The 21,885-nt window shown below is 69.6% G+C and carries 17 protein-coding genes; 12 read left to right on the top strand and 5 right to left on the bottom strand.

Annotated elements, in window-relative coordinates:
- Positions 1 to 61: 61 nt before the first annotated feature.
- Positions 62 to 790: a HEAT repeat domain-containing protein gene (locus tag V1227_RS37330; protein WP_329789828.1), complete on the bottom strand. Its 729-nt coding sequence runs from the start codon at positions 788 to 790 to the stop codon at positions 62 to 64.
- 7 nt (positions 791 to 797) lie between these two features.
- The gene (locus V1227_RS37325) at positions 798 to 1,715 is read right to left on the bottom strand and encodes a LysR family transcriptional regulator (RefSeq protein WP_329789827.1); all 918 of its coding nucleotides are present in this window, start codon (positions 1,713 to 1,715) and stop codon (positions 798 to 800) included.
- An 81-nt stretch (positions 1,716 to 1,796) separates the two neighbouring features.
- Here V1227_RS37325 and V1227_RS37320 point away from each other — a divergent pair, with 81 nt between their 5' ends.
- The 6 genes from V1227_RS37320 (at position 1,797) to V1227_RS37295 (ending at position 8,507) form a co-directional block, all read left to right on the top strand.
- Complete coding sequence (locus tag V1227_RS37320) at positions 1,797 to 3,281, top strand: aldehyde dehydrogenase family protein (RefSeq protein ID WP_329789826.1); 1,485 nt, start codon at positions 1,797 to 1,799, stop codon at positions 3,279 to 3,281.
- Between the two features lie 43 nt (positions 3,282 to 3,324).
- On the top strand, positions 3,325 to 4,422 hold the full coding sequence (locus tag V1227_RS37315) for an NAD(P)/FAD-dependent oxidoreductase (protein WP_442916564.1): 1,098 nt from the start codon (positions 3,325 to 3,327) through the stop codon (positions 4,420 to 4,422).
- An 8-nt stretch (positions 4,423 to 4,430) separates the two neighbouring features.
- Positions 4,431 to 5,549, top strand: coding sequence for a Glu/Leu/Phe/Val family dehydrogenase (locus tag V1227_RS37310; protein WP_329789824.1), 1,119 nt, complete (start codon positions 4,431 to 4,433; stop codon positions 5,547 to 5,549).
- Between the two features lie 64 nt (positions 5,550 to 5,613).
- Complete coding sequence (locus V1227_RS37305; protein WP_329789823.1) at positions 5,614 to 6,699, top strand: CaiB/BaiF CoA transferase family protein; 1,086 nt, start codon at positions 5,614 to 5,616, stop codon at positions 6,697 to 6,699.
- A 1-nt stretch (position 6,700) separates the two neighbouring features.
- Positions 6,701 to 7,861 (top strand): acyl-CoA dehydrogenase family protein, encoded by a 1,161-nt coding sequence (locus V1227_RS37300; RefSeq protein ID WP_329789822.1) that lies wholly within the window; start codon positions 6,701 to 6,703, stop codon positions 7,859 to 7,861.
- Positions 7,862 to 7,964: 103 nt separating this feature from the next.
- Positions 7,965 to 8,507, top strand: a complete 543-nt coding sequence (locus V1227_RS37295; RefSeq protein ID WP_329789821.1) for a TetR/AcrR family transcriptional regulator — start codon at positions 7,965 to 7,967, stop codon at positions 8,505 to 8,507.
- On the opposite strand, the gene V1227_RS37290 is transcribed toward V1227_RS37295, so the two are convergent.
- Positions 8,504 to 9,199, bottom strand: coding sequence for a peptidylprolyl isomerase (locus V1227_RS37290; protein WP_329789820.1), 696 nt, complete (start codon positions 9,197 to 9,199; stop codon positions 8,504 to 8,506). The genes V1227_RS37295 and V1227_RS37290 overlap by 4 nt on opposite strands.
- Positions 9,200 to 9,682: 483 nt before the next feature.
- Here V1227_RS37290 and V1227_RS37285 point away from each other — a divergent pair, with 483 nt between their 5' ends.
- The 3 genes from V1227_RS37285 to V1227_RS37275 all read left to right on the top strand — a co-directional run bounded on the left by V1227_RS37285 (position 9,683) and on the right by V1227_RS37275 (position 12,825).
- Positions 9,683 to 9,874, top strand: coding sequence for an antitoxin (locus V1227_RS37285; protein WP_329789819.1), 192 nt, complete (start codon positions 9,683 to 9,685; stop codon positions 9,872 to 9,874).
- 184 nt (positions 9,875 to 10,058) lie between these two features.
- On the top strand, positions 10,059 to 12,074 hold the full coding sequence (locus V1227_RS37280) for an NACHT domain-containing protein (RefSeq protein WP_329789818.1): 2,016 nt from the start codon (positions 10,059 to 10,061) through the stop codon (positions 12,072 to 12,074).
- 52 nt (positions 12,075 to 12,126) lie between these two features.
- The gene (locus V1227_RS37275) at positions 12,127 to 12,825 is read left to right on the top strand and encodes a hypothetical protein (RefSeq protein WP_329789817.1); all 699 of its coding nucleotides are present in this window, start codon (positions 12,127 to 12,129) and stop codon (positions 12,823 to 12,825) included.
- A 256-nt stretch (positions 12,826 to 13,081) separates the two neighbouring features.
- Here V1227_RS37275 and recQ read toward each other — a convergent pair whose 3' ends face one another.
- On the bottom strand, positions 13,082 to 15,058 hold the full coding sequence (gene recQ, locus V1227_RS37270; protein ID WP_329789816.1) for a DNA helicase RecQ: 1,977 nt from the start codon (positions 15,056 to 15,058) through the stop codon (positions 13,082 to 13,084).
- A 39-nt stretch (positions 15,059 to 15,097) separates the two neighbouring features.
- On the bottom strand, positions 15,098 to 16,948 hold the full coding sequence (locus V1227_RS37265; RefSeq protein WP_329789815.1) for a Xaa-Pro dipeptidyl-peptidase: 1,851 nt from the start codon (positions 16,946 to 16,948) through the stop codon (positions 15,098 to 15,100).
- Between the two features lie 101 nt (positions 16,949 to 17,049).
- Between V1227_RS37265 and V1227_RS37260 the strand changes: the two genes are divergently transcribed.
- The 3 genes from V1227_RS37260 to V1227_RS37250 all read left to right on the top strand — a co-directional run bounded on the left by V1227_RS37260 (position 17,050) and on the right by V1227_RS37250 (position 21,825).
- Complete coding sequence (locus tag V1227_RS37260; RefSeq protein ID WP_329789814.1) at positions 17,050 to 17,988, top strand: maleylacetate reductase; 939 nt, start codon at positions 17,050 to 17,052, stop codon at positions 17,986 to 17,988.
- A 91-nt stretch (positions 17,989 to 18,079) separates the two neighbouring features.
- Positions 18,080 to 19,378, top strand: coding sequence for an alpha/beta hydrolase (locus V1227_RS37255; RefSeq protein ID WP_329789813.1), 1,299 nt, complete (start codon positions 18,080 to 18,082; stop codon positions 19,376 to 19,378).
- Positions 19,375 to 21,825: a bifunctional lysylphosphatidylglycerol flippase/synthetase MprF gene (locus tag V1227_RS37250; RefSeq protein WP_329789812.1), complete on the top strand. Its 2,451-nt coding sequence runs from the start codon at positions 19,375 to 19,377 to the stop codon at positions 21,823 to 21,825. Before V1227_RS37255 ends, V1227_RS37250 begins: the two co-directional genes overlap by 4 nt.
- The last annotated feature ends 60 nt before the right edge of the window (positions 21,826 to 21,885 follow it).

The following is a 21,885-nucleotide window of genomic DNA, read 5'->3' as shown; positions in this document are numbered from 1 at the left end:
GAAAGCAATGCGCCGATCGGCTCAACTCACGGTGAGAGAGCGCAACGTCACACGCAGGGCATCACGCATCGCCCGGCCAGAGCGGGATCAGCGGGGCGACCACGCCGTCGAGGGCGTTGTCGACGATGGCGCCGGCCAGTGGCATGAGGGTTGCCCTCGCGTAGAGGAGGTCTGTGCGCAGGGCTGGTGTTGCGAGTGCGGCTGCGGCTTGCTCAACGACCTCTTGGCGGTCGTGGTCGAGGCAGCGGACCAGTGCGTCGACTGCCTGTCCCACTTGGACGCCACTGCGGGCCAGGCGGCGGAGTGCCGCTGCCGCTTGGGATCGGACCCACCACTTCTGGTCGCGGAGGCGGCCGATCACCGGTGGGAGGGCGGCTGGGTCCGCGGTGTCGCCGAGGGCGATGACGGCTGTGCGGCGGCGGGAGGCCAGCCAGTGGGTGGCGTCCGGGGTGATGCGGGCTACCGGGTTCGCGCCGCGGAGCCTGGTGATTCCGTAGAGCCACACCCACGGGCTGCGGTAGACCTCTTGGCCGAGCCATCTGCGGACTGGGCCGTCGGTTTCGGCGTAGAAGTGCCTCAGGGCGTAGTCCGGGTCGCGGTCCGGATTGCGTTCCGCCAGGACGCGGCAGAGCAGCGGGCGTAGCGGACCCGCGTCGTCGAGGGTGTCGAGGATCAATTCCTCGACGTCCGGTTCGTTGCTGTCGATCAATTGTCTGGCGTGTGCGCTCAGATCCGGTGCATCCCAGTTCCGGATCTCAGGCAGCGCCCTGTCGCTGCTGAATTCCCCCATTTCTCCATCATGGCCGGGTGATGTAGCCGCCCACGGCGTTTTGGCAGACTTCGTGAAGTGCTTTCACCGCGTCGCGGAGCAGTGGGTTGGTGTTCGCCGTGCGGTGGACGACGTGGACGTGTCTGCGCAAAGGCTTGTGGCGCAACGGCATCGCGTGGGTGCCCGGCAGCGTCCTGTAGCCGAGCGCGGGTATCAGGGCCACGCCGACGCTGGCTGCCACGAGTGACTGGACGACCTCGTAATCGTTGCTTCGGAAAGCAATCCTGGGCGCGAATCCCGCTGCCGCGCACAGGCGGGTCAGACAGGTGGCGCCTGATGTCCCGTCGCGTGAGGCGATCCAGCGTTCGTCTTTGAGATCCTCGAGTTTGACGTTGTTCTTCGCGGCCGGGTGGTCAGCGGGGACCATCACGAGCAGGGACTCGTCCAGCACCGGTGACACGGTCAGCTCCTCCGGCCACGTCCGCGGCACCAGGTCGTAGGCGTAGACGAGCGCCAGGTCGAGCTCGCCGGTCAGGACGAGCGGCAGCACGTCGTCCGGTTCGGCCTCGTCCAGGCGGATCTCGGCGTCCGGCAGGTCGGCCTGCAGCCTCGCCAGCGCCTTCGGCACGATGCGCGAGCTCGCCGTGGGGAAGGTGCCGATCCGCAGGCGGCCGCGCAGGCCCTGCACCATCGCCTTCACCTCGTGCTCGAACCCGTCCAGCGCGGCGAGCAGCTCGCCGCCGCGGTCGGCGATCAGCAGGGCGGCGCTGGCGGGGCGGATCGAGTGCGCCTCGCGTTCGAAGAGCGTCACGCCGACCGCCCGCTCGAACGCCGAGATCTGCTGCGACACGGCCGACGACGTGTAGCCGAGCCGGCGGGCCGCCTCGGCGAAGGAACCCGTCTTCACGACCTCGACGAGCGTGCGGAGATGGACCGGGTTGAGCACCAGGGCAGCTTATGCTCGACGTCGGGAGATCTCGTTCTGCGGCCTCTGGCGCATCCACCCCGCAGCCACCAGGGTGGATGCATGCCCTACGTCTCCACGAACCCGTCGAACACCTCCGACGTGGTCGCCGAGATCGAACTCGGGACCAGTCGCACCTTCGTCGACGCCGCCCAGCGGGCCAAAGCCGCACAACGCGCGTGGGCACGTGTGCCCGCACCTGTGCGCGGGCAGGTGATCGGCAACATCGGCCGGCTGGTCGAGGCGAACTCCGAGGCCCTCTCCCAGCTCGTGACCCGCGAGATCGGCAAGCCGATCGCGGAGGCCCGCGGCGAGGTGCAGGAGATCGTGGACACCTGCGACTTCTTCGTCGGCGAGGGCAGGCGCCTGTACGGGCAGACGGTGCCGTCGGAGATGCCGGACAAGCAGCTGTTCACGTTCCGCAACCCGGTCGGCGTCGCGGCGATCATCACCGCCGGCAACTTCCCCGTCGCCGTGCCGTCCTGGTACATCGTGCCCGCGCTGCTGTGCGGCAACTCGGTCGTGTGGAAGCCCGCCGAGTACTCCGCCGCGTCGGCGCAGGCCTTCTACGACGTGTTCCAGGCCGCCGGCATCCCGGCCGGCGTGTTCGAGATCGTCTTCGCCGAGGGCTCGGAGACGTTCACCGGGCTGGAGCAGTCGCTGCGGCAGGGCCTGGTCGACAAGGTCGGCTTCACCGGCTCCAGCGAGGTCGGTGTGCGGATCGGCGAGCTGTGCGGGCGCCACCTCCAGACACCGTGCCTGGAACTGGGCGGCAAGAACCCGATGGTCGTCACTGAGGACGCCGACCTCGACCTGGCCGTGCAGGGCGCGCTGTTCGCCGGCTTCGGGTCCGCGGGGCAGCGCTGCACCTCGCTCGGCACGGCGATCGTGCACGAGTCGGTGTACGACGAGTTCCTGTCCCGCTTCGTCGACGCCGTGGCCGGTGCCACCGTGGGCGACCCGACCGGCGATGTCCTCTATGGACCGCTGCTCGACGAGAAGTTCGCGCTGGCGTACGAGAAGTACCTCGGCTGGATCGGCGAGCACCACACGGTGCACGGTCCGACCGGCCGCATCACGGACTCCAGCCCGCGCAACGGTTTCACTGGTGGGAACGGCTTCTTCTACCACCCCGCAATCGTTTCCGGTGTGCGCGACGACGACGAACTGTTCCTCCAGGAGACGTTCGGACCGATCGTCGGCGTCATGACGTACTCGGACCTGGACGAGGCGATCGAGCTCGGCAACAAGCCGGGCTACGGCCTGTCGTGCTCGATCTACACCACGGACCCGAACAAGGCCTTTCGGTTCCGCGCCGGCATCTCCGCCGGCATGGTGAGCGTCAACAACTCGACGTCCGGGGCCGAGGCGCACCTGCCGTTCGGCGGCAACGGCAAGAGCGGCAACGGCTCCCGGCAGTCGGGCGTGTGGGTGCTCGACCAGTTCACCCGCTGGCAGTCCATGAACTGGGACTACTCCGGGAAGCTGCAGAAGGCGCAGATGGACACTCTCGCGATCGAGGCGGACCTTGACTTCCGGCTGGCCTGAGCTGCCCGGTCAGGCCGAAGTCGTCGTCATCGGCGGCGGGGTGATGGGGACGTCCATCGCCTTTCACCTCGCCGAGGCAGGCGTCCGAGATGTGTTGGTCGTCGAGAAGGACGAGCTGGGCTCCGGCTCCACCTGCACAGCGGCGGGTGGGGTGCGCGCCCAGTTCTCCGACGAGCTGAACATCAGGCTCGGAGCTCGATCCATCGAACTGTTCCAGCGCTTTCCGCAGCGGCCCGGGCAGGAGATCGATCTGCACCAGGTCGGCTACCTGTTCCTCCTCTCTTCCGACGAACACGTCACGGCGTTCGAGCGCAACGTCGACCTCCAGAACTCCCTCGGGGTACCCAGCCGCATGGTGACGGTCGAGGAAGCACGGCGGATGTCGCCGTTGATCGAAGCGGACGGCCTGCTCGCGGCGACCTTCTCGCCGGACGACGGACACTGCACTCCGGAGTCCGTGGTCCTCGGCTATGCCACCGCGGCCCGCCGGTTCGGTGCCCGCTTCAGCACCAGGACAACCGTGAGATCGATCGTAGGGACGGGGTCCGACACTTTTCGCGTCGAGACCGACCGCGGGACCGTCTCGGCGTGGAAAGTGGTCTGCGCGGCCGGTGCCTGGTCGCGGGAGATCGGCGAGATGGTGGGCGTTGACCTGCCGGTTTCTCCCCTGCGGCGGCAGGTCCTGTTCACCGAACCCATGCCGGAACTACACGATCGGGTGACACCGTTCACCATCGACTTCGGCAGCACCTTCTACTTCCACCGCGAGGGCCGCGGACTGCTTTTCGGCATGTCCGACCCAGACGAGACGCCGGGCTTCAAGCTCGACGTCTCCGACGCGTGGCTGCCACGCCTCACCGAGGCGATCGGACGGCGTGCGCCCAAGCTGTTGGACGTGGGCGTGCGCGGCGGGTGGGCCGGGCTGTACGAGGTGACGCCGGACCACAACGCCCTGATCGGCTCCGTCGGCGGCTTCTACTACGCCACCGGCTTTTCCGGGCACGGCTTCCTGCAGGGTCCCGCGGTCGGCGAGGTCGTGCGCGACCTCGTGCTGGACCGCGAGCCCTTCGTCGACGTGTCCGGTCTGGACGCCTCCAGGTTCGCCGCCGACAGGGCACGGCCGGAACTCAACTGCGTGTGAGGGATGTGATGGACGTTCTCGAGCTCATGGACGAGTGGGGTCCGGAGAAGGTCGTCTGCGTGTCCGATCGCCGTACCGGCGTGAAGGGCGTGCTCGTCATCGACAACACCGCGCGCGGTATGGGCAAGGGCGGCACGCGGATGAGCCCGCACGTGACGGTCGCCGAGATCGCCCGCCTCGCGCGTGTGATGACGTGGAAGTGGGCCGGGGTCGACCTCTTCTTCGGCGGCGCGAAGGCGGGGATCAGGTTCGACCCCGCCTCCCCCGACAAGGAAGCGGCGCTGCGGGCGTTCGCGCGCAAGCTGTCCAACGAGGTGCCGCGGGAGTACGTCTTCGGCCTCGACATGGGCCTCACCGAACGGGACGCCGCGATCGTCCAGGACGAACTGTCGGACCGCGGCGCTATGATGGGCGCACCGGCTCAACTCGGCGGTCTCCCGTACGACGAGCTGGGCGTCACCGGGTACGGCGTGGCCGAGGTGGCGGACGAACTGGTGGAGTTGCGCGGCAGACGCGTGGCCCTGCAGGGTTTCGGCGCGGTGGGCGCCGCGGCGGCGAAGCGGTTCGCCGAACTGGGCGCCGTCGTCGTCGCCGTGTCGTCGGTGCACGGCGCGTTGGTGGATCCCAACGGGCTCGACGTCGCCCGGCTGCTGAAGCTGCGAGCGGAGTTCGGCGATCTCGCGGTCGAGGAGTACGGCGGCGTCCGTCCGCTCGGTGCCGAGCTGCGCGTGCCGTGCGACGTGCTGGTGCCGGCCGCGCTGCAGGACGTGATCGACGCGGATCTCGCGGGCGAGCTCGACACCGCACTGGTGGTCGAGGGCGCGAACCTGCCGACATCCGTTGTGGCGCAGGAGGTTCTCGCGGGACGCGGAATCACCGTCGTGCCGGACTTCATCGCGAACGCCGGCGGCGTGGTCGCGGCGGCGTTCGGGATGGACGCGCGGTACTCCCCGTTCCCGGTGGACCCCGCGACGGTGCTCGACGCCGTGTCCTCGAAGCTGAGGGCGAACGCGGCGAAGGTCATCGCCGAAGCGAGAAGCCGTGGCACCACGACGCATGTCGCGGCGCGCGAGCTGGCGCAGGAACGCGTGCTGGCCGCGATGAAGCTGCGCGGGCGGGTGGCATGACCGTGCCCGCAGGCGTGGTGGCAGGCGGACGGGCAACCGGGACCGATCGGCGGGAGACGATCGCATGAGCTCACTCGAAGGCGTGGTGATCGCGGACTTCAGCCGCGTGCTGGCGGCGCCGTACGCGACGATGGTGCTGGGCGACCTCGGTGCCGAGGTCGTCAAGGTCGAGCAGCCCGGCAGGGGCGACGAGACCCGGACGTGGGGTCCGCCGCACTACGAGGACGAGGCGACGTACTTCCTGTCCGTCAACAGGAACAAGACGTCGGTGCAGATCGACCTGTCCACCGGGGCGGGCCGGGAGCGGGCGCGCGAGCTGATCGCGCGGGCGGACGTCGTGGTCGAGAACTTCAAGCCGGGCACGATGAAGAAGTTCGGGCTGGACTACGAGTCGCTGGGGCGTGACGACCTCGTGTACTGCTCGATCTCGGGGTTCGGTTCGGGCAAGGGTGCGGACCTGCCCGGTTACGACCTGCTCGTGCAGGCCGTGGGCGGGTTGATGAGCGTCACCGGGCCCGGCCCGCACGCGCCGGTGAAGACCGGTGTGGCGCTGGTCGACGTGCTGACCGGTCTGCACGCGTGCGTCGGGATCCTGGCGGCGCTGCGGCACAGGGAGGCGACCGGGCTGGGGCAGCTCGTCGAGCTGGACCTGCTCACGGTGTTGTTGTCGAGCATGGTGAACCAGAGCGCGGGCTTCACGCTGGCCGGTTCGGTGCCACAGCCGATGGGCAACCGGCACCCGTCGATCGCGCCGTACGAGGTGTTCCCCACGGCCGACCAGCCGATCGTGCTCGCGGTGGGCAACGACCGGCAGTTCCGCCGGTTGTGCTCGGTGCTGGACGTGCCGGAGCTCGCCACGGACGGGCGCTTCGCCACGAACTCCGACCGCGTGCAGAACGTGGACGCGTTGTTCGAGGTCCTCTCCGCCCGGCTGCGGTCGCGGCCGGCCCAGCACTGGTTCGAGACGCTGCCGCCGCTGGGCGTTCCGTGCGGGCCGGTGAACGACGTCGCGCGCGCGTTCGCGCTGGCGGAGTCGCTGGACCTCAACCCCACCGCGACGATCGGCGACATGACGCTCGTCGCGAACCCCATCCGCCTGTCGCGCACGCCGGTCACCTACCGGCTGCGCCCGCCGAAGCTGGAGCCGTGACGTGCAGGACCCGTTGGAGCTGCTGGACATCCCGTCGCTGCTGAGCGACGAGGAGCGCGACATCCAGGCCACCGTGGCGGCGTTCCTGTCCGACCACGTGCGGCCGCACATCGCCTCGTGGTTCGAGGAGGGCGTCCTCCCGCGCGAGCTCGCGCGGGAACTGGGCAAGCTGGGCGTGCTGGGCATGCACCTGGAGGGGTACGGGTGCGCCGGGACGTCGGCGCTGGCGTACGGGCTCGCCTGCCTGGAGTTGGAGGCCGTCGACAGCGGCATCCGCAGCTTCGTGTCCGTGCAGGGCTCGCTGTCGATGTACTCGATCTGGAAGTACGGGTCGGAGGAGCAGAAGCAGGAATGGCTGCCGCGGCTGGCCGCCGGTGAGGCCATCGGGTGCTTCGGGCTCACCGAGCCGGACTTCGGCTCCAACCCGTCCGGCATGCGCACGCGGGCCGTGCGGGACGGCGGGGACTGGGTGCTGAACGGCACCAAGACGTGGATCACCAACGGCGGGCTGGCGGACGTGGCGACCGTCTGGGCGCGGACGGAGGAGGGCGTTCGAGGATTCCTCGTTCCTCGGGGCACACCGGGATTCTCCACTCGGGACATCAAGCAGAAGCTGTCGATGCGAGCATCCGTCACTTCCGAGTTGGTGCTGCAGGACGTGCGGCTGCCGGAAAGTGCTCGGCTTCCGCTCGCGACCTCCTTGCGCGCTCCGCTTTCCTGTCTGAACGAGGCGCGGTTCGGGATCGTGTTCGGAGCCGTCGGCGCGGCGCGGGACTCGCTGCAGGCCGCGCTCGAGTACTCCGGCACGCGCGTCCAGTTCGACAAGCCGATCGCCGCTTTCCAGCTGACCCAGCGCAAGCTCGCGAGCATGACGGTGCAGGTCGGCAACTCGATGCTGCTCGCGCTGCACCTCGCGAGGCTCAAGGAGGCCGGCACGCTGAAGCCCGAGCAGATCAGCGTCGGCAAGTACAACAACGTCGAGTCGGCCATCGCCGTCGCCCGGGAAAGCCGCACCATCCTCGGCGCGAACGGCATCTCGCTCGAGTACTCGCCTTTGCGCCACGCCAACAACCTGGAATCGGTCCTTACTTACGAGGGGACCTCCGACATCCACCTGCTATCCATCGGCCACGCGTTGACCGGAATCGCATCATTCCGCTGATCGTTCGCCCTATCCTGCATCTCGCCATCGGTTCGCGGGGTAGGAGGGCGTTCTGCCGGAAGAGACAAACAGCCGCAGCGACGCACGCCGCAACCGCAAGCGATTGCTGGAAGCCGCGACGCACGTCCTGCGGGCTGCACCAGCAACCGCGACGATGCAGTCCATCGCGCGTGAAGCGGCGCTTTCGCAAGCGACGGCCTACCGGCACTTCCCTTCCGTGGAGGCGCTGGTAGTCGCGTACCACGAGGACGTCATAGCGTCGTTGGTCGAGCACGGCGAACGGTCTCGCAAGACCGGCAAAGAACTGTTCGAGCACCAGGCCACGCGCTGGGTGAAGCTGCAGAGCGTGCACGGTCCGGTGATAGTGCGGTTTTGGTCCCAGAAAGGCTTCTTGGAACGCCTCCACGGCGGCGACGGAATGACCGCGTTGTCATGCAACGCGTGGGACCAGGCGTTGCGCGGCGTGCTGATCGACCTCTCGCTGCCCGATTCTTTGCTGAACGTGGCGCGCTTCCTGCACAACGCCCTGTTCGACCCGCGGGAGATCCTCGACCTCACGAAAACCGCCGGACTACCCGACGAGCAGGTGGTCCGGCGGCTCTCTGACGCGTTCTACGGTGCCTTGAAGGGCTGGGCCTCGAACTAGATGCCGAGCGGGAGCACCCACTTGAGCTCGGACTTGACGTTCGGGCGGCCGTCGAGGGGGTTCTCCCCCGCGATGCCACCGGCCGCGATCTTGTCCAGGGTCTTCAGGCCCTCGGGCAGGATCTGGCCGAACACCGTGTAGTTCGGGCGCAGGATCGAGTCCGACTGCACGAGGAAGAACTGCGAGCCGTTCGTGTCCGGACCGGCGTTGGCCATCGCGAGAGTGCCGCGCGGGTAGATGCGGCGCTGGCCGGTGGGGTCGTTCGGCGCGGGCTCGAGGTCCGTCGGCAACTCGTCCCTGTACCTGTAGCCGGGGCCGCCCTCACCGGTGTTGGACGGGTCGCCGCACTGCAGCACCTTCAACGTCGGGTACGCGGTGAGGCGGTGGCACTCGGTCTGGTTGTAGAAACCGCGGAGCGCCAGGTGGATGAAGCTGTGCGCGGTGCACGGCGCCTTGGTGCGGTCGAGCAGCAGTGGCACGTCGCCCTGGTTGGTCCTCACCTTGACGAGGACCTTGCCCTTGGTGAACCACGGGTCGCGCGGGATCGAAACGGGGCGAGCGGCCGGCTCCTCCGGGGTCGCGGTGTAGCCGCAGTCCGGCCTGGCCACCTGCTCCTCGGCGGACGCGGTGCCCGTGGTGATGAACCCAACGGCCAGTGCCGCCACTGCCAGACCAGCTGCGATTCGCCTCATGCGCGTTTCCTAGTGGAGCCGGAGGCGGCCGGGCAAGGGTTAACGGATCACTCAGCTGTCCGTGTCCGCGGTGATCTCGTATGCAGTTTGCACTTCACCTGCCCTTGCTGTGGCTTCGCCTTGAGCGAGGCCTCGGCCCGGCCGGTGCCCTCAGTGTCGTAGAAGGCCTGCAGGTGTAGCTCTTCTGACCGCACGCCGTGAGCGCCAGTAGGTTGTCGGTGCTCGAACGGACTCGTGAGTTCGGTCTGCTGCGTGCGATCGGGTTGACTCGCAAGGAACTCGGCTTCCTGGTCACCAGCCTAGGCCGGTCCGCACGGCCTCATCGGTGCGTTGCCGGGCTCGGCATCGAGTGGCTGTCGCAGGTAGCTGCTGTCTGCTCGCCGCGCGGCGCGGGTGAGCCCGGTGGCGGCACTTCACTCGATCCAGCGAGGTGTTCCGGATCCGAGACCGGGTACCCGCGCTCCATAGGGAGGTGATGCAGTCATGGGCTTCGAGGAAATGAAGAACAAGGCCAAGGACCTCATCGGCCAGCACGGCGACAAGGTCGACCAGGGTGTGGAACGCGCTGGGCAGTTCGCCGACGACAAGACCGGCGGCAAGCACACCGAGCACATCGACCAGGGCGAGAACAAGCTCAAGGAAGGCCTCCGGAACTTCGGCGGCCAACAGCAGTAGGACAGGTCTACTCAGCGTGGGTCTCCGCAGGCTGCGCATGCGGGTTGTTGCGCATGTGAGTTACGCCTGATCTGACGATCCGCGCCTGCGTGCGTGCACACGCGTCTGAGCCACTTCCGCGATCCCGGCAGCACGGTTACCGTCGTTCGCCGGGATCGCGGAGGTGGAAGTGGATCCGAGCGGTGTGACGAGGGCTGCACGGCTGACCGCGTTGGCCGCGTTGTGCCTGGTCACCGTCGTTCTGTTGCTTCCCGCAGCCATCAGTGTGAGCACCGGCGGGGCGGTACCGGGGTTCATCGGCGAGTTCGGCCGGTGGCTGTGGCCCGCGGTCGGCGCGATGGTGCTCGTCGCGATCGGCCTCGCGCTCTGGGAGCGGGTCCGCGGGCACGAGACCAGCAGCCGGACCGCCGCGCTCAGCCGGGTCGAGTCGCGGGTGAAGGCACTGCTCGCGTCCTCGCTGGCCGCTCAGACGCAGATCAAGCTCGGAGTGCTGAAGCAGCCCCGGCTCGCCGTGCGGGTCGAGGGCGAGGGAATGTCCTCTTCTGATCTCGAAGCCGTCTACGACCGCCTCGGTCACACCATGGTCCTCGTCGGGCCGGTGGGCAGCGGGCGGTCGACGTTGTTGCGCGAACTGTGCCTCGCGCTGGTCGAGCGGGCGCGCAACGACCCCGAGGCACCGATTCCCGTCGTCGTGGACTTGGCGACCTGGCGTGCGTACGGCACGCGCAAGCCGACTGAGTTCACCGCCTGGCTGCTGCGGGAGATGAACCGGCGTTACGGCATCAGCCGCTCGGCGGGCACGATCTGGCTGCGCCGGGAACGCGTCGCGGTCCTCGTCGACGGCCTGGACGAGGTGCCGCGCGTCGACCGGGCGCACTGCGAGTCCGAACTCGCGCCCTTCGCCTCGGTCGTGTGCTCGACAGGTCCGATCGAGAACCTGCCGTCAGTGTTCGTCGAGCCGTTGTCGCGCGGCCAGGTGCTCGAGTACATCGCCTCGGTCAGCCCCCGTCTCGACAGCCTGGAGTCCGCTCTCACCCCGGAGATCTGGGACCTGCTGGACTCACCACTGGCGCTGAACCTGCTGGCTCTCACGCACCTGGACAAGCAGGTCGACACGATCGGCACCGACTTCGTGGGGTCCTTCGTGGTGGAACGGCTCTCCGGTCAACGCGGTGCGGGACCCACCATTCGCGCGTTGAAGTTCCTCGCACGATTGGGCAGACCAGACCTCGGTGCACCTGTGCACATGCCTCACCGCCGAGCGTGGCTTCCACTGCTACCGACGCGTCCGTTGTGGCTGTTGTTCATCCGCGCAGTCCCTGCCGCGTACGCCGGTGGTGTGTGTGCCGTGGCGTTCATGACCGGACTGCGCCTCGGGCTGTGGTCCGCTCTGGTGTTCGTGGTCACGGCGTCCGCGTTGCTCGTGATGGTGAACAAACTGCCGCACGTCTTCCACCCACCCGGACGCGCGCACGGCATCATCACGGCCGCGTTGGCATTCCTCGCCGGCGTGCTCGCGGGATTGCTGGTCGGGCTCGTCGGATTGTGGCTGGGCGAGATCGGAACGTCGTGGCCGTATTTCGTGACGTACGTGTTCGTGGTGGTGGCGTCATTCTTCTTGGCGTTGGGGTTCATACCGGGTGACGCGCCCGTGCCGTGGGCGGTGCTGATCGCTGCCGCGCCCGGCGTCGCGATGATCTGGACCGGCCCCTACGCGGTGCTGTCGGGCATGGGGCTCGGTTTCTCCGCCGGCGTGGCGGGTGGTGTTTTCGCGGCCGCCGTGGGGCGCGTGTGGCGCACGGTGCGTCCGGCGCAGCACCAGCGGATGCGGCTCGGGCGGCCGTGGTGGGTCCAGCCGGCCATCCCGGTTTTCGGCGCGGCCGGTCTGCTGGGCGGGATCGGCACGACGGGATCATGGGGCACCGCGCTGGGCGTGGCACTGGGTTTGCTGGTGACGCCGACCGCCGCTCGTGACTACGTCTGGCCGTTCGACGCGCTGGCGGAAGTCGCCGCCGAGGGCGTCACCAGGCCCCTGTCCCTGGGCGAGTTGTCGTTCCGCCGCAAGGCTTTGCTCCACCTCGCGCAGGACAGGCTGCTGCTCACGCGAGTCGACGGCGAGTACCGCTTCATGCACAGCGCTCTGCGCGACCACCTCGCGTCGTGCGACCCGACCGCGCTGGTCCGGGCCACGCGCCGTTGAACCTTCTTGATCCGCGGGCCGTACGCCTCGCAGGAGAGGTGGGGTGGTGCACATGCGCTGGTCACGGGGCTGGATCGCGGGCGCCGGGGTGTTCTTCGTCGTGGCGGCCATCGGGGGGACGGCCTTCGCGCTCTCCGGATCCGCCGCGCCGGCGTCGCAGCCGGACGTGGCGGGCAAGGAGGTGTGCGGCGGGCACCCGGTGCGCGCCGTCGCCTCCACCGGACCGGCGGGCGTGCTGTCGGACCGCTTTCCCGTCGGCACGTCGTTGCGCGTCACCAATCTCGCGAACGGCCGCGCGGTCACCCTTCCGGTCGTCGCGGAGTCCGGCGGCTGCGCGGTGCTGAACACCGCGGCATTCGATGCCGTGCGGTCAGCCGATTCCGATCGGGGCGGTTCGGAGGACGTCCTTCGCCGGGTGCGCGTGGAAATCGTCGGGAACGCGCCCGCACCGATTCCGGCGACCAGAACCCCGGTGTCACGAGTGCGTGCTTCCGGAGTGGTCGGGCAGGTCGTGTGCGACGGTGCGACCGTCGGGTTGTCACCCGTCGGCGGTGCGCCCGGTGCGTTCTCGTCACAGCTCCCCGTGGGGACTTCGGTGCGGGTCACCAACCTCGACAACGGGAAGCAGTCGACGGTGCGGATCGTCGGCGTCGGGCCTGCCTGCGTCGTGCTGAACAGCGAGGCGTTCGCGCTCGTCGGGGAGTCCGGCAAGAGCGTGATCAAGCGCGTTCAGATCGAGAAGGTGACCTGAGGTCGGTCCCGGCGGCAGAGGGGCCGAGGACCGGCGGGTCGCCGGTCACGTGAGCTGCCCAGCGGACCAGCACGGGCGCAGGCTTCCGGCGCGATGGCCGGCGAGCCGGCGTGGCCGGTTGGCAGCGGAGCCGGTGCCCGACGTGGCGGCGGTGCGGCACAGGGCCTCGGCACGGCTGGAGGCCCGGCTCACCCCGGCACTGCCGCGCGGCCGTGCCGGGATCGGCGCATCGTCCTGTGGTCGCTGAGCGGCCCTGTCACCAGTCCATCGGCTCGTCGGGCTCCTCCGGCTCCGGCCATTCGTCCGCCGCGCCGTCGCCCGACCCCCACGCCGCGCCGCCGGTGCTGCTGGTGCGCGGCTTGGACTTGGCGGGCGAAGGTGTGGCCGGGGCGGGTGCGGCGGAACCGGCGCCCGCCACCACCTCCAGGATCTGCTCGCCGTACTTCGCCAGCTTGGCCTGGCCCACGCCGCTCACCTCGCCCAGCGCGGCCAGCGAGCCGGGCCGGGAGGCCGCGATGGCCTTGAGGGTGGCGTCGTGGAAGATCACGTACGCCGGGACGCCCTGCTCGCGGGCCTGGCCGGCACGCCACTCGCGCAACTGCTCGAACAGCGGGCCCGCGTCGGCGGGGAGGTCGACCTTCGGCTTGGCGGCGGGGGCGGAAGCCGTGCGCGTCGTCGAGCGGGTGGGCGTCGGGTCCTTGCGCAGCTTCACTTCGCGCTTGCGGCCCAGGACCTCGGAGCTCGCCTCCGTCAGCACCAGGGTCGAGTACTCGCCTTCCACGGCGAGCAGCCCCTGCGCCAGGAGCTGGCGGACGACGCCGCGCCACTCGCTCTCGTTCAGGTCCTCGCCGATGCCGAACGTGCTGAGCTGGTCGTGGTCGAACTGGATCACCTTGGCGGTCTTGCGCCCCAGCAGGATGTCGATGGTCTGGCCGGCGCCGAACTTCTGGTTCCGCTCCTTGCGCAGCCGGTAGACCGTGGAGAGGATCTTCTGCGCCGCCACGGTGCCGTCCCACGACTCCGGCGGCGCCAGGCACGTGTCGCAGTTGCCGCAGGGGACGCCGGACTCGCCGAGGTACTCGAGGAGCATCGTGCGGCGGCACGTGATCGTCTCGCAGAGGGCGAGCATCGCGTCGAGGTGCGCCTGCGAGCGGCGCCGGAAGGCCAGGTCGCCTTCGGACGACTCGATCATCTTGCGCTGCTGCACCACGTCCTGCAGGCCGTAGGCGAGCCACGCGGTGGACGGCAGGCCGTCGCGGCCCGCCCTGCCCGTCTCCTGGTAGTAGCCCTCCACCGACTTCGGCAGGTCGAGGTGGGCGACGAAGCGGACGTCCGGCTTGTCGATGCCCATGCCGAACGCGATGGTGGCGACCATGACCAGGCCGTCCTCGCGCAGGAACCTGGCCTGGTTGCGCTGGCGGACCGACGCGTCGAGGCCCGCGTGGTACGGCAGCGCGGGGATGCCGTTGGCCACCAGGAACTCCGCCGTCTTCTCCACCGACGCGCGCGACAGGCAGTACACGATGCCGGCGTCGCCCTGGTGCTCACCGCGCAGGAGGTCCAGCAGCTGCTTCTTCGGCTCCTTCTTGCCGACGATGCGGTACTGGATGTTCGGCCGGTCGAAGCTCGAGACGAACTGGCGGCCGTCGCCCAGGTCGAGACGCGTCAGGATCTCCTTGCGCGTCGCCTCCGTCGCCGTGGCGGTGAGCGCGATGCGCGGGACCTTCGGCCAGCGCTCGTGCAGGTGCGTCAGCGAGAGGTAGTCGGGCCGGAAGTCGTGGCCCCACTGGGAGACGCAGTGCGCCTCGTCGATCGCGAACAGCGCGATCTCGCCCTGGTCGAGCAGCTTCAGGGTGGCCTCGGACGTCAGCCGCTCCGGCGCCAGGTAGAGCAGGTCCAGCTCGCCGTTGACGAACTCGGCCTCGACCATCCTGCGCTCGTCCCACGACAGCGAGGAGTTCAGGAAGCCCGCGCGCACGCCCAGCGCCCGCAACGCGTCCACCTGGTCCTGCATCAGCGCGATGAGCGGGGAGATCACCACGCCCGTGCCCGGCCGGACCAGCGCCGGCACCTGGTAGCACAGGGACTTGCCGCCACCCGTCGGCATGAGCACGAGCGCGTCGCCACCCGCGATCACGTGCTCGACGATGGCGGCCTGGTCGCCGCGGAACTCGGGGTACCCGAAGACGCGCTGCAGGACCTGCAGCGCGTCTCCGTGGTCGGTTGAACCCATGTCGCCGATGCTAGCGAGCAGCACCGACAGCCCGGGCCGCTAGCCCAACGCACCCTTCGTACCAGCGGAAACGCTGCTCGCCACCAGCGGAGCCGTCGAGGCGGCCGGCACCGAGCCCTTCAACGGGACGCGCACCGAGGTGTCCGCGAGGTCGACGGTGAGCCTCGGCAGCTGGCTCGGCCGCACGATCGCGCTCGAGTCGGTCCCGCCGATCAGCAGGCCCAGCCGGTGCCCCGCCGGGATCACGTGGTCCGTTGTGGACAGTCGGAACGTCATGCGGTACTTCGTCCCCGGCGTGATCGTGCGCGGCACCGAGAGCGACTCGTAGTTCGCGAGGTCCGCCCACCCGCGCGCGATGATCTGCGCGTCGACGTTGCCCGCCGTTGCCTCCGTGTCGCGGTAACAGGCGTCATCGCCAGTGCGGCTCTCGCCCCAGCACGACTCCGTGGTCAGCGTCCGGATGCCCTCACCGGTCCGCACCCGAGCCGGGCCGTAGTCGACCAGGTACGCCGTGAGGTGCGCGGTGCGCGTGGACGACGACACCCCGACCGTGATCGACGAGGTGCCCGCGACGCGCAGGTCCGACGTCAGCGGGGCGGTCGAGTAGATGACCCGGCCGGTGTTCGAACCCGACAGCCAGGTGGAGGGCGTCGCGCTGCCGTTGTCGGTGAACGCCGCCGTTCCGGTTCCCGCCGTGGTGCCGAGCCCCGCGGCCGAGGGGCGCAGCACGGTGCTGACGGTCCCCGCAGGAGGCCACGTCTGGTCGTCGGCCCACTGGTCCGGCGCGCGTTCGGCGGACACCTGCGGCTCGTTCTCGATCCCGTTCTGCACGTTCAGCAGCCAGCGGTCGAACCACCGGTGCAACGTCGGCACCCACTCGCCGCGCCGGAAGTCGAACGGGTCGACGTGCGCGGTCTGCGAGAACCACAGCTTCTTCGGCACCGTCGCGGGCACGGCGTCCCAGAACTGCCCGTACTGCAGCGTCTTCACGTTGAGGTCGTTCAGACCGTGGATCGCGAAGATGGAGGCCTTCACGCGCGAGGCGTTGCGCACGAAGTCACGCGCTTGCCACATCGACGTGTAGTCGCCGTTGGCAGGAGAGCCGTTCGTCATCTGCGTGCGCACGGCACCACACCGTGAGCGCGCGTTCGAGTTCTCGAACTGCGAGCCCAGCCCGGTCGGCGAGCTGTAGCCGGGGTACGCGACGCCGTCCGAGCGGAACCAGTCGTACCAGGAGCTGATGGCCGCGATCGGCACGATGGTCTTCAGCCCGTCGATGCCGGTCGCCGCGACGCCGTTCGCAATCGAGCCGTCCCACGACTTGCCGATCATGCCGACGGCACCGGTCGACCAGGAGGCTGACTTCGTCGTGGAACCGGTCGGGGTCGAATAACCGGTGCGCCGGCCGTTGAGCCAGTCGATCACGGCGGTGCCGGACGCGATCTCCGACTGCCCGCCGACGTCGACGCAGCCGCGCGACCGGTTCGTGCCGAGGAAGTCGACCAGCACGACCGCGTAGCCGCGAGGGACGAAGTAGTTGTCGTAGAAGAGCGGGAACTTCACCGGCACGCCGGCGGAGTCGTAGGTCTTGACCTCGGACTCGTTGCCCCGGCCGGCGCTCTGGTAGTAGGGGCTGGCGTCCATGATCACGGGCACGCGCCCGGTCGTGGACGGCCGGATGATGTCGGCGGCCACCCTGTCGCGGGTACCGTCGCCGTCGAGGTCGAGCCCGGAGTCCACGTAGACGGTCTCGCGCACGGCGTCGGCCATCGAGTGGATCGGCGCGGACACGCCACCGGACAGGGTGAACGCGGGTGTCGCCGCTGTGGCAGGGATGGGCGTCAGGGTCAGGGCCCCTGCTAACGCCACTACAACACGAACACGCTTCATGAAGATTCACGCTAAGGAGTGACGAAGTCGCCCCGTCAGAGCCGAAAGGCTTGACCCTGTGCTGTTGCGCCCGCGGCGTCGCTCGCGAATATTCGTCCTCCGTGAGCTTCACCTTCGAGCCCGGACGCACCCGTGTCGTCTTCGGCCGCGGTACCGCCTCCACCGTGCGGGCCGAGGTCGAGCGGCTCGGCGCGGCACGGGTGCTGCTGATTGCCCGGCACGGCGGCGACCGGGTGGCCGCGGAACTCGGCCCGCTGCTCGTCACCAGGTTCACGGGCGCGGCGATGCACACGCCGGTCGAAGTCACGGAGCGCGCGCTCGCGTTGTTGCACGAACACAGCGCGGACTGCGTCGTCTCGGTCGGCGGCGGGTCCAGCACGGGGTTGTCCAAGGCGCTCTCGGTGCGCGCGGGCGTGCCCCAGGTCGTCCTGCCGACGACCTACGCCGGGTCCGAGGTCACGCCGGTGCTCGGCGAGACGGCGTCGGGGCGGAAGAAGACGCGGCGCGACGCGGCGGTGCAGCCGGACACGGTGATCTACGACGTCGACCTGACGCTCGACCTGCCCCTCGACGTCACGGTGACAAGCGCGCTCAACGCTCTCGCGCACGCCGTCGCCGCGAGGGGCAACGAGAACCCGTTGGTCGACGCCATCGCCGCCAAGGCGATCGAGGGCGTTTTGCACGCTTTGAGCGAAAATCCGTCCACTGTGGAGGCACGAACCGAACTGCTGGCGTCGGCGTGGCTCGCGGGGACCTGCCTGGCGTCCGTCCCGATGGGACTGCACCACAAGCTCGCGCACGTTTTGGGCGGTTCGTTCGGGATGCCGCACGCCGCGACGCACACGGCGCTGCTCCCCCACACCGCACCGGCCGATCTGGCCAGGCGCATCCACGGCACCGCCACGCGGTTCGGCGCTGCGACGTCGTTGCGGGACTTGGGGATGGCGGAGTCCGATTTGCCCCGTGCCGCGGAGATCGCCGAGCACCCGGAAGCGTTGCGGGTGCTGACGAACGCGTGGCGCGACGCGTCATCCGGCTGACGGGTTGTCATTCTTCAGGCTGATGTTCCTCCCTTCGAACTCAGACGAATCTCCGATGTGGAACCTGAAGAGTTCCTGAAGCATCCACGGCATGCTCAGCCCGTTGGATCTGTCGCTGACGAACGGACCGATCCCCCAGGCCGCCACGGTCGCGGCCGTGCTCGCCGTCACGTACCTGGCCGTTCGGAAGGACCGCACCTGGTGGGTCCGCGTCCTGCCGATCGTCGTGCTGGCGTGCGCTCTCGCGGTGACCGGGCTGGCTCTCGTCGTCGACCACGTGTGGAAGCCGTGGCCGGAGCCGCTGCCGGCTGTGCTGGTCGTGTGGCTCGGTGCGGTTCTCGTCGCCCTGACGCTCGCAGTGGTGCGGTTGCGCTCCGGCCGCTGGTACGGCCGTGCGTTCGGCGTGCTGCTGGCGCTGGGCGTGGTGGCGAGCGCGGTGGTCGCGACGAACGCGCACTTCGGGCAGTACCCCACCACTCGCGCCGTGCTGGACCTGTTCAGGAACGACCGCGTCGACCTCGACGAGGCCGCTCCCCCGGCGTCGGGCGTGGTCGAGGTGCCCGTGGGCAAGACGCTCGGCGACGTCTGGAAGAGGCCGGAGGGGCTGCCGGACAGGGGCACCGTCTCCGAGGCGGAGATCCCCGGCGCGTTCAAGGCACGACCGGCCTGGGTCTACCTGCCGCCCGCCTACACCACCACCCCCCGTCCGCGGCTGCCCGTGATCGTCCTGATGGCGGGCCAGCCGGGCAGCCCGCGCGACTGGTTCGACGGTGGCCGGATCCTCGACAACCTCGACGCCCACGCGCGGCAGCACGACGGGCTCGCACCGATCGTCGTGGTGGTCGACCAGCTGGGGACCTCGACGGCGAACCCGCTGTGCCTCGACTCGAAGCTCGGCCGGTCCGAGACGTACCTGGCGCGTGACGTGCCCGCGTGGATCAGGCAACGGCTCACCGTCGACGAGCGCCGTGAGGCCTGGACCGTCGCGGGCTTCTCGCAGGGCGCCACATGCTCGCTGCAGCTGGCCGTGCGCGCACCGGACGTCTACGGCAACTTCATCGCCCTAGCTCCCCAGCGCGAGCCCTCGCTCGGCACGCGAGAAGAGACGGTCAAGGCCGCGTTCGACGGCGACGAGGCCGCTTTCGCCGAGGTCAACCCGATGGACGTCCTCGCCGGTCAGCGGTTTCCCAGGACAGCGGGCGTGGTCGTCGCCGGCCGCGACGACGTCACCTACCGCCAGGCCGACGCCGAGGTGTTCGAGGCCTGCCGCAAAGCCGGAATGGACGTGCAGTGGAAAGAACTGCCGAACAACCACGACTGGAACATGGCCAGGGACGGTCTCTTCGGGTCGCTGCCGTGGCTCGCGCGGCGGACGGGACTCGTCAGATGATCGCCCGGCTCCTCCGCACGGCGCCGCTGACGTGCGCGTTCCTGGTCGTCTTCTGGACGGTCGGGGCGCTGACCGGTGCGATCGGCGGCGCGGGCGAGGACCTGCTCGCGGCGACCGGGTTCGGCACCGGAAGTCCGGCGTGGACCGCCTTGACCTCGGCGCTGTGGTCGATGGACCTGCTGGGGTACGTGGGCACCACCGTGCTGCTGCTGGCGGCCGGGGTGGCGGCGGAGCGCGCGTTCGGGGGCCTGCGGACAGCGGCGATCTTCCTGTCCTCGCACGTGCTGGGTTCGTTCCTGGGCCTCGGGCTGGTGCTGGCCGGGCGGGACGTGCACTGGGGCTGGCCCGAGTCGCTCGTGGGCGAGGTCGCGACCGGCCCGTCGATCGGCGGCGTGGGCCTGGTGCTCGCCCTGACGTTCCGGATGCCGCCGCTCCGGAGGCGTCGCGTCCGGCTGTTGACGATCTTGTCGGTGCTGGTCCTTACCCTGTACTCGGGTTGGCTCGAAGATCTGTTCAGGCTGTCCGGTGGCGTGGCCGGACTGGTGATCGGAGTGCTCTTCCTCAGGAACGGTCCCGAGTCCCGGGCGCGTTCCCTGCAGGAAACGCGGGTGCTGGTGGCGCTGCTGCTCGCGGCTTCGGCGCTCGGGCCGGTGGTGTCGATGATGTCGCCGTACCCGAACGGCCCGCTGTGGTGGTTCGCGGACGTCGTGGCGGTCGCGCAACCCTCGCGGGACGACGTCGACGCGGTGTGCGGCGCGGACGCGGTCGAGTTGTGCCGGACGATGGCGGTCCAGCTGTCGTACGGCCGGTTCCCCGCGCTCGTGATGTCGTTGCTGCCGGCGTTGCTGTTGCTCGTACTGGCGGAAGGACTGCGACGCGGCTGGCGGTTCGCATGGCGGTCGGCGCTCGTGTTCAACGTGGCGTATGCGGCGTTCATCGGTTCGTACGTCGTCTACGTCGCGCAGTTCCCGGACGCCACGGCGTTGGAGCTCGCGGTCTCGTTCGGTGTGCCGATGCTGGCTCCGCTCGCGATCATCGGCGTGTTGTTGTTGACGCGCAGGCATTTCGACGTGCGCCTGCCTCGGCGTGCCGTCACGAGGTTCTGGCGGTTCACGGCGGGCAGCGTCGCGTTGCTGTCGGCGCTGTACGTCTTCGGCGGGTACCTGGTCCGCGACCAGTTCACGCCGGAGCCGGGGTTCACGGCACTGCTCGCGGACCTGCCCACGCGGTTCCTGCCGCCGGGCTACCTCGACCTGGTGCCGTTGCGGTTCCAGGCGGAGGGCTTCGTCGGCACGCTGCTGTTCGAGTACACGGGCGTGGTGTTCTGGCTGATCGTGCTGACCGGTCTGCTGATGGCGTCGTGGCGGACGTGGCCTTCGCCGTGCGAGAAGGAGGCGGCACAGGCACGCGAGCTGATGCGGCGCTACGGCGGTTCGTCGCTGTCGTACATGACGACGTGGCGGGGCAACCAGTACTGGTTCACGCCCGACGGTGAGACGGCGGTCGCGTACCGGGTGGTGGCGACGATCGCGCTGACGGTCGGCGACCCGATCGGCCCGGCGCGGGCCGAGGCCGTGCGCGGGTTCGCGGAGTTCTGCGCCCGCAACGGGTGGACGCCGTGCCTCTACAGCGTGGGCGCGGAGACGAAGGAGGTGGTCGAGGGTCTCGGGTGGTCGGCGGTGCAGGTCGCCGAGGACACCGTGATCGAACTGGACGCGCTGAGCTTCACCGGCAAGAAGTGGCAGGACGTGCGCACGGCGTTGAACAAGGCCGCCAAGGCCGGCATCACCGCCGAGTGGTGCGCGTACGCCGACGCGCCGTACGCGATCACCGACCAGATCCGGTCGATCTCGGCGGAGTGGGTGGCGGACAGGGGCCTGCCCGAGATGGGGTTCACGCTGGGCGGGCTGGAGCAGCTGGCCGGTGACGGTGTCCGCTGCCTGCTCGCGGTGGACGGCGACCGCACGGTGCACGGCATCACGAGCTGGCTGCCGGTGTACGCCGACGGTGAGGTCGTGGGGTGGACGCTCGACTTCATGCGCCGCCGCACGCACGGTTTCCGCGGCTCGATGGAGTTCCTCATCGCCTCGGCGGCGCAACAGCTCCAGGCGGAGGGGGCGCGGTTCCTCAGCCTGTCCGGGGCACCGCTCGCGCGGCTGGACCGGGGCGAGCGCCCTCGGGCGCTGCAGCGCGTCCTCGACTTCACCGGGCAGGTGCTCGAGCCGGTGTACGGGTTCCGGTCGCTGTTCGCGTTCAAGGCGAAGTTCCAACCGGCCTACCAGCCGATGTTCATGGCGTACCCGGACTCGGCGGCGTTGCCGCGCATCGCGAACGCGGTGAGCCGCGCGTACCTGCCGCACCTCAACGCACGCCAGGGGCTGCGGCTCGCCAGCAAGATGATCATCCGGCCGCGTGGGCGGGTCGCCACGCATGGTCGAACTCGCTAGGCCGAAAGGGTGGTGACGTGATGCTCGTCATCACACCTCTGCCGCGTTGGGCGAAGATGC

The organism is Lentzea sp. DG1S-22 (assembly GCF_036321065.1).
Taxonomy (GTDB): Bacteria; Actinomycetota; Actinomycetes; order Mycobacteriales; family Pseudonocardiaceae; genus Lentzea; species Lentzea jiangxiensis.
This window is presented reverse-complemented; position numbering and strand designations above follow the sequence as displayed.

Coding starts and splice junctions, on each gene's coding strand:
- V1227_RS37330 (WP_329789828.1), bottom strand. CDS start 790: ATGGGGGAATTCAGCAGCGACAGGGCGCTGCCTGAGATCCGGAACTGG.
- V1227_RS37320 (WP_329789826.1), top strand. CDS start 1,797: ATGCCCTACGTCTCCACGAACCCGTCGAACACCTCCGACGTGGTCGCC.
- V1227_RS37315 (WP_442916564.1), top strand. CDS start 3,325: ATGGGGACGTCCATCGCCTTTCACCTCGCCGAGGCAGGCGTCCGAGAT.
- V1227_RS37310 (WP_329789824.1), top strand. CDS start 4,431: ATGGACGTTCTCGAGCTCATGGACGAGTGGGGTCCGGAGAAGGTCGTC.
- V1227_RS37305 (WP_329789823.1), top strand. CDS start 5,614: ATGAGCTCACTCGAAGGCGTGGTGATCGCGGACTTCAGCCGCGTGCTG.
- V1227_RS37290 (WP_329789820.1), bottom strand. CDS start 9,199: ATGAGGCGAATCGCAGCTGGTCTGGCAGTGGCGGCACTGGCCGTTGGG.
- V1227_RS37285 (WP_329789819.1), top strand. CDS start 9,683: ATGGGCTTCGAGGAAATGAAGAACAAGGCCAAGGACCTCATCGGCCAG.
- V1227_RS37275 (WP_329789817.1), top strand. CDS start 12,127: ATGCGCTGGTCACGGGGCTGGATCGCGGGCGCCGGGGTGTTCTTCGTC.
- recQ (WP_329789816.1), bottom strand. CDS start 15,058: ATGGGTTCAACCGACCACGGAGACGCGCTGCAGGTCCTGCAGCGCGTC.
- V1227_RS37265 (WP_329789815.1), bottom strand. CDS start 16,948: ATGAAGCGTGTTCGTGTTGTAGTGGCGTTAGCAGGGGCCCTGACCCTG.
- V1227_RS37255 (WP_329789813.1), top strand. CDS start 18,080: ATGCTCAGCCCGTTGGATCTGTCGCTGACGAACGGACCGATCCCCCAG.
- V1227_RS37250 (WP_329789812.1), top strand. CDS start 19,375: ATGATCGCCCGGCTCCTCCGCACGGCGCCGCTGACGTGCGCGTTCCTG.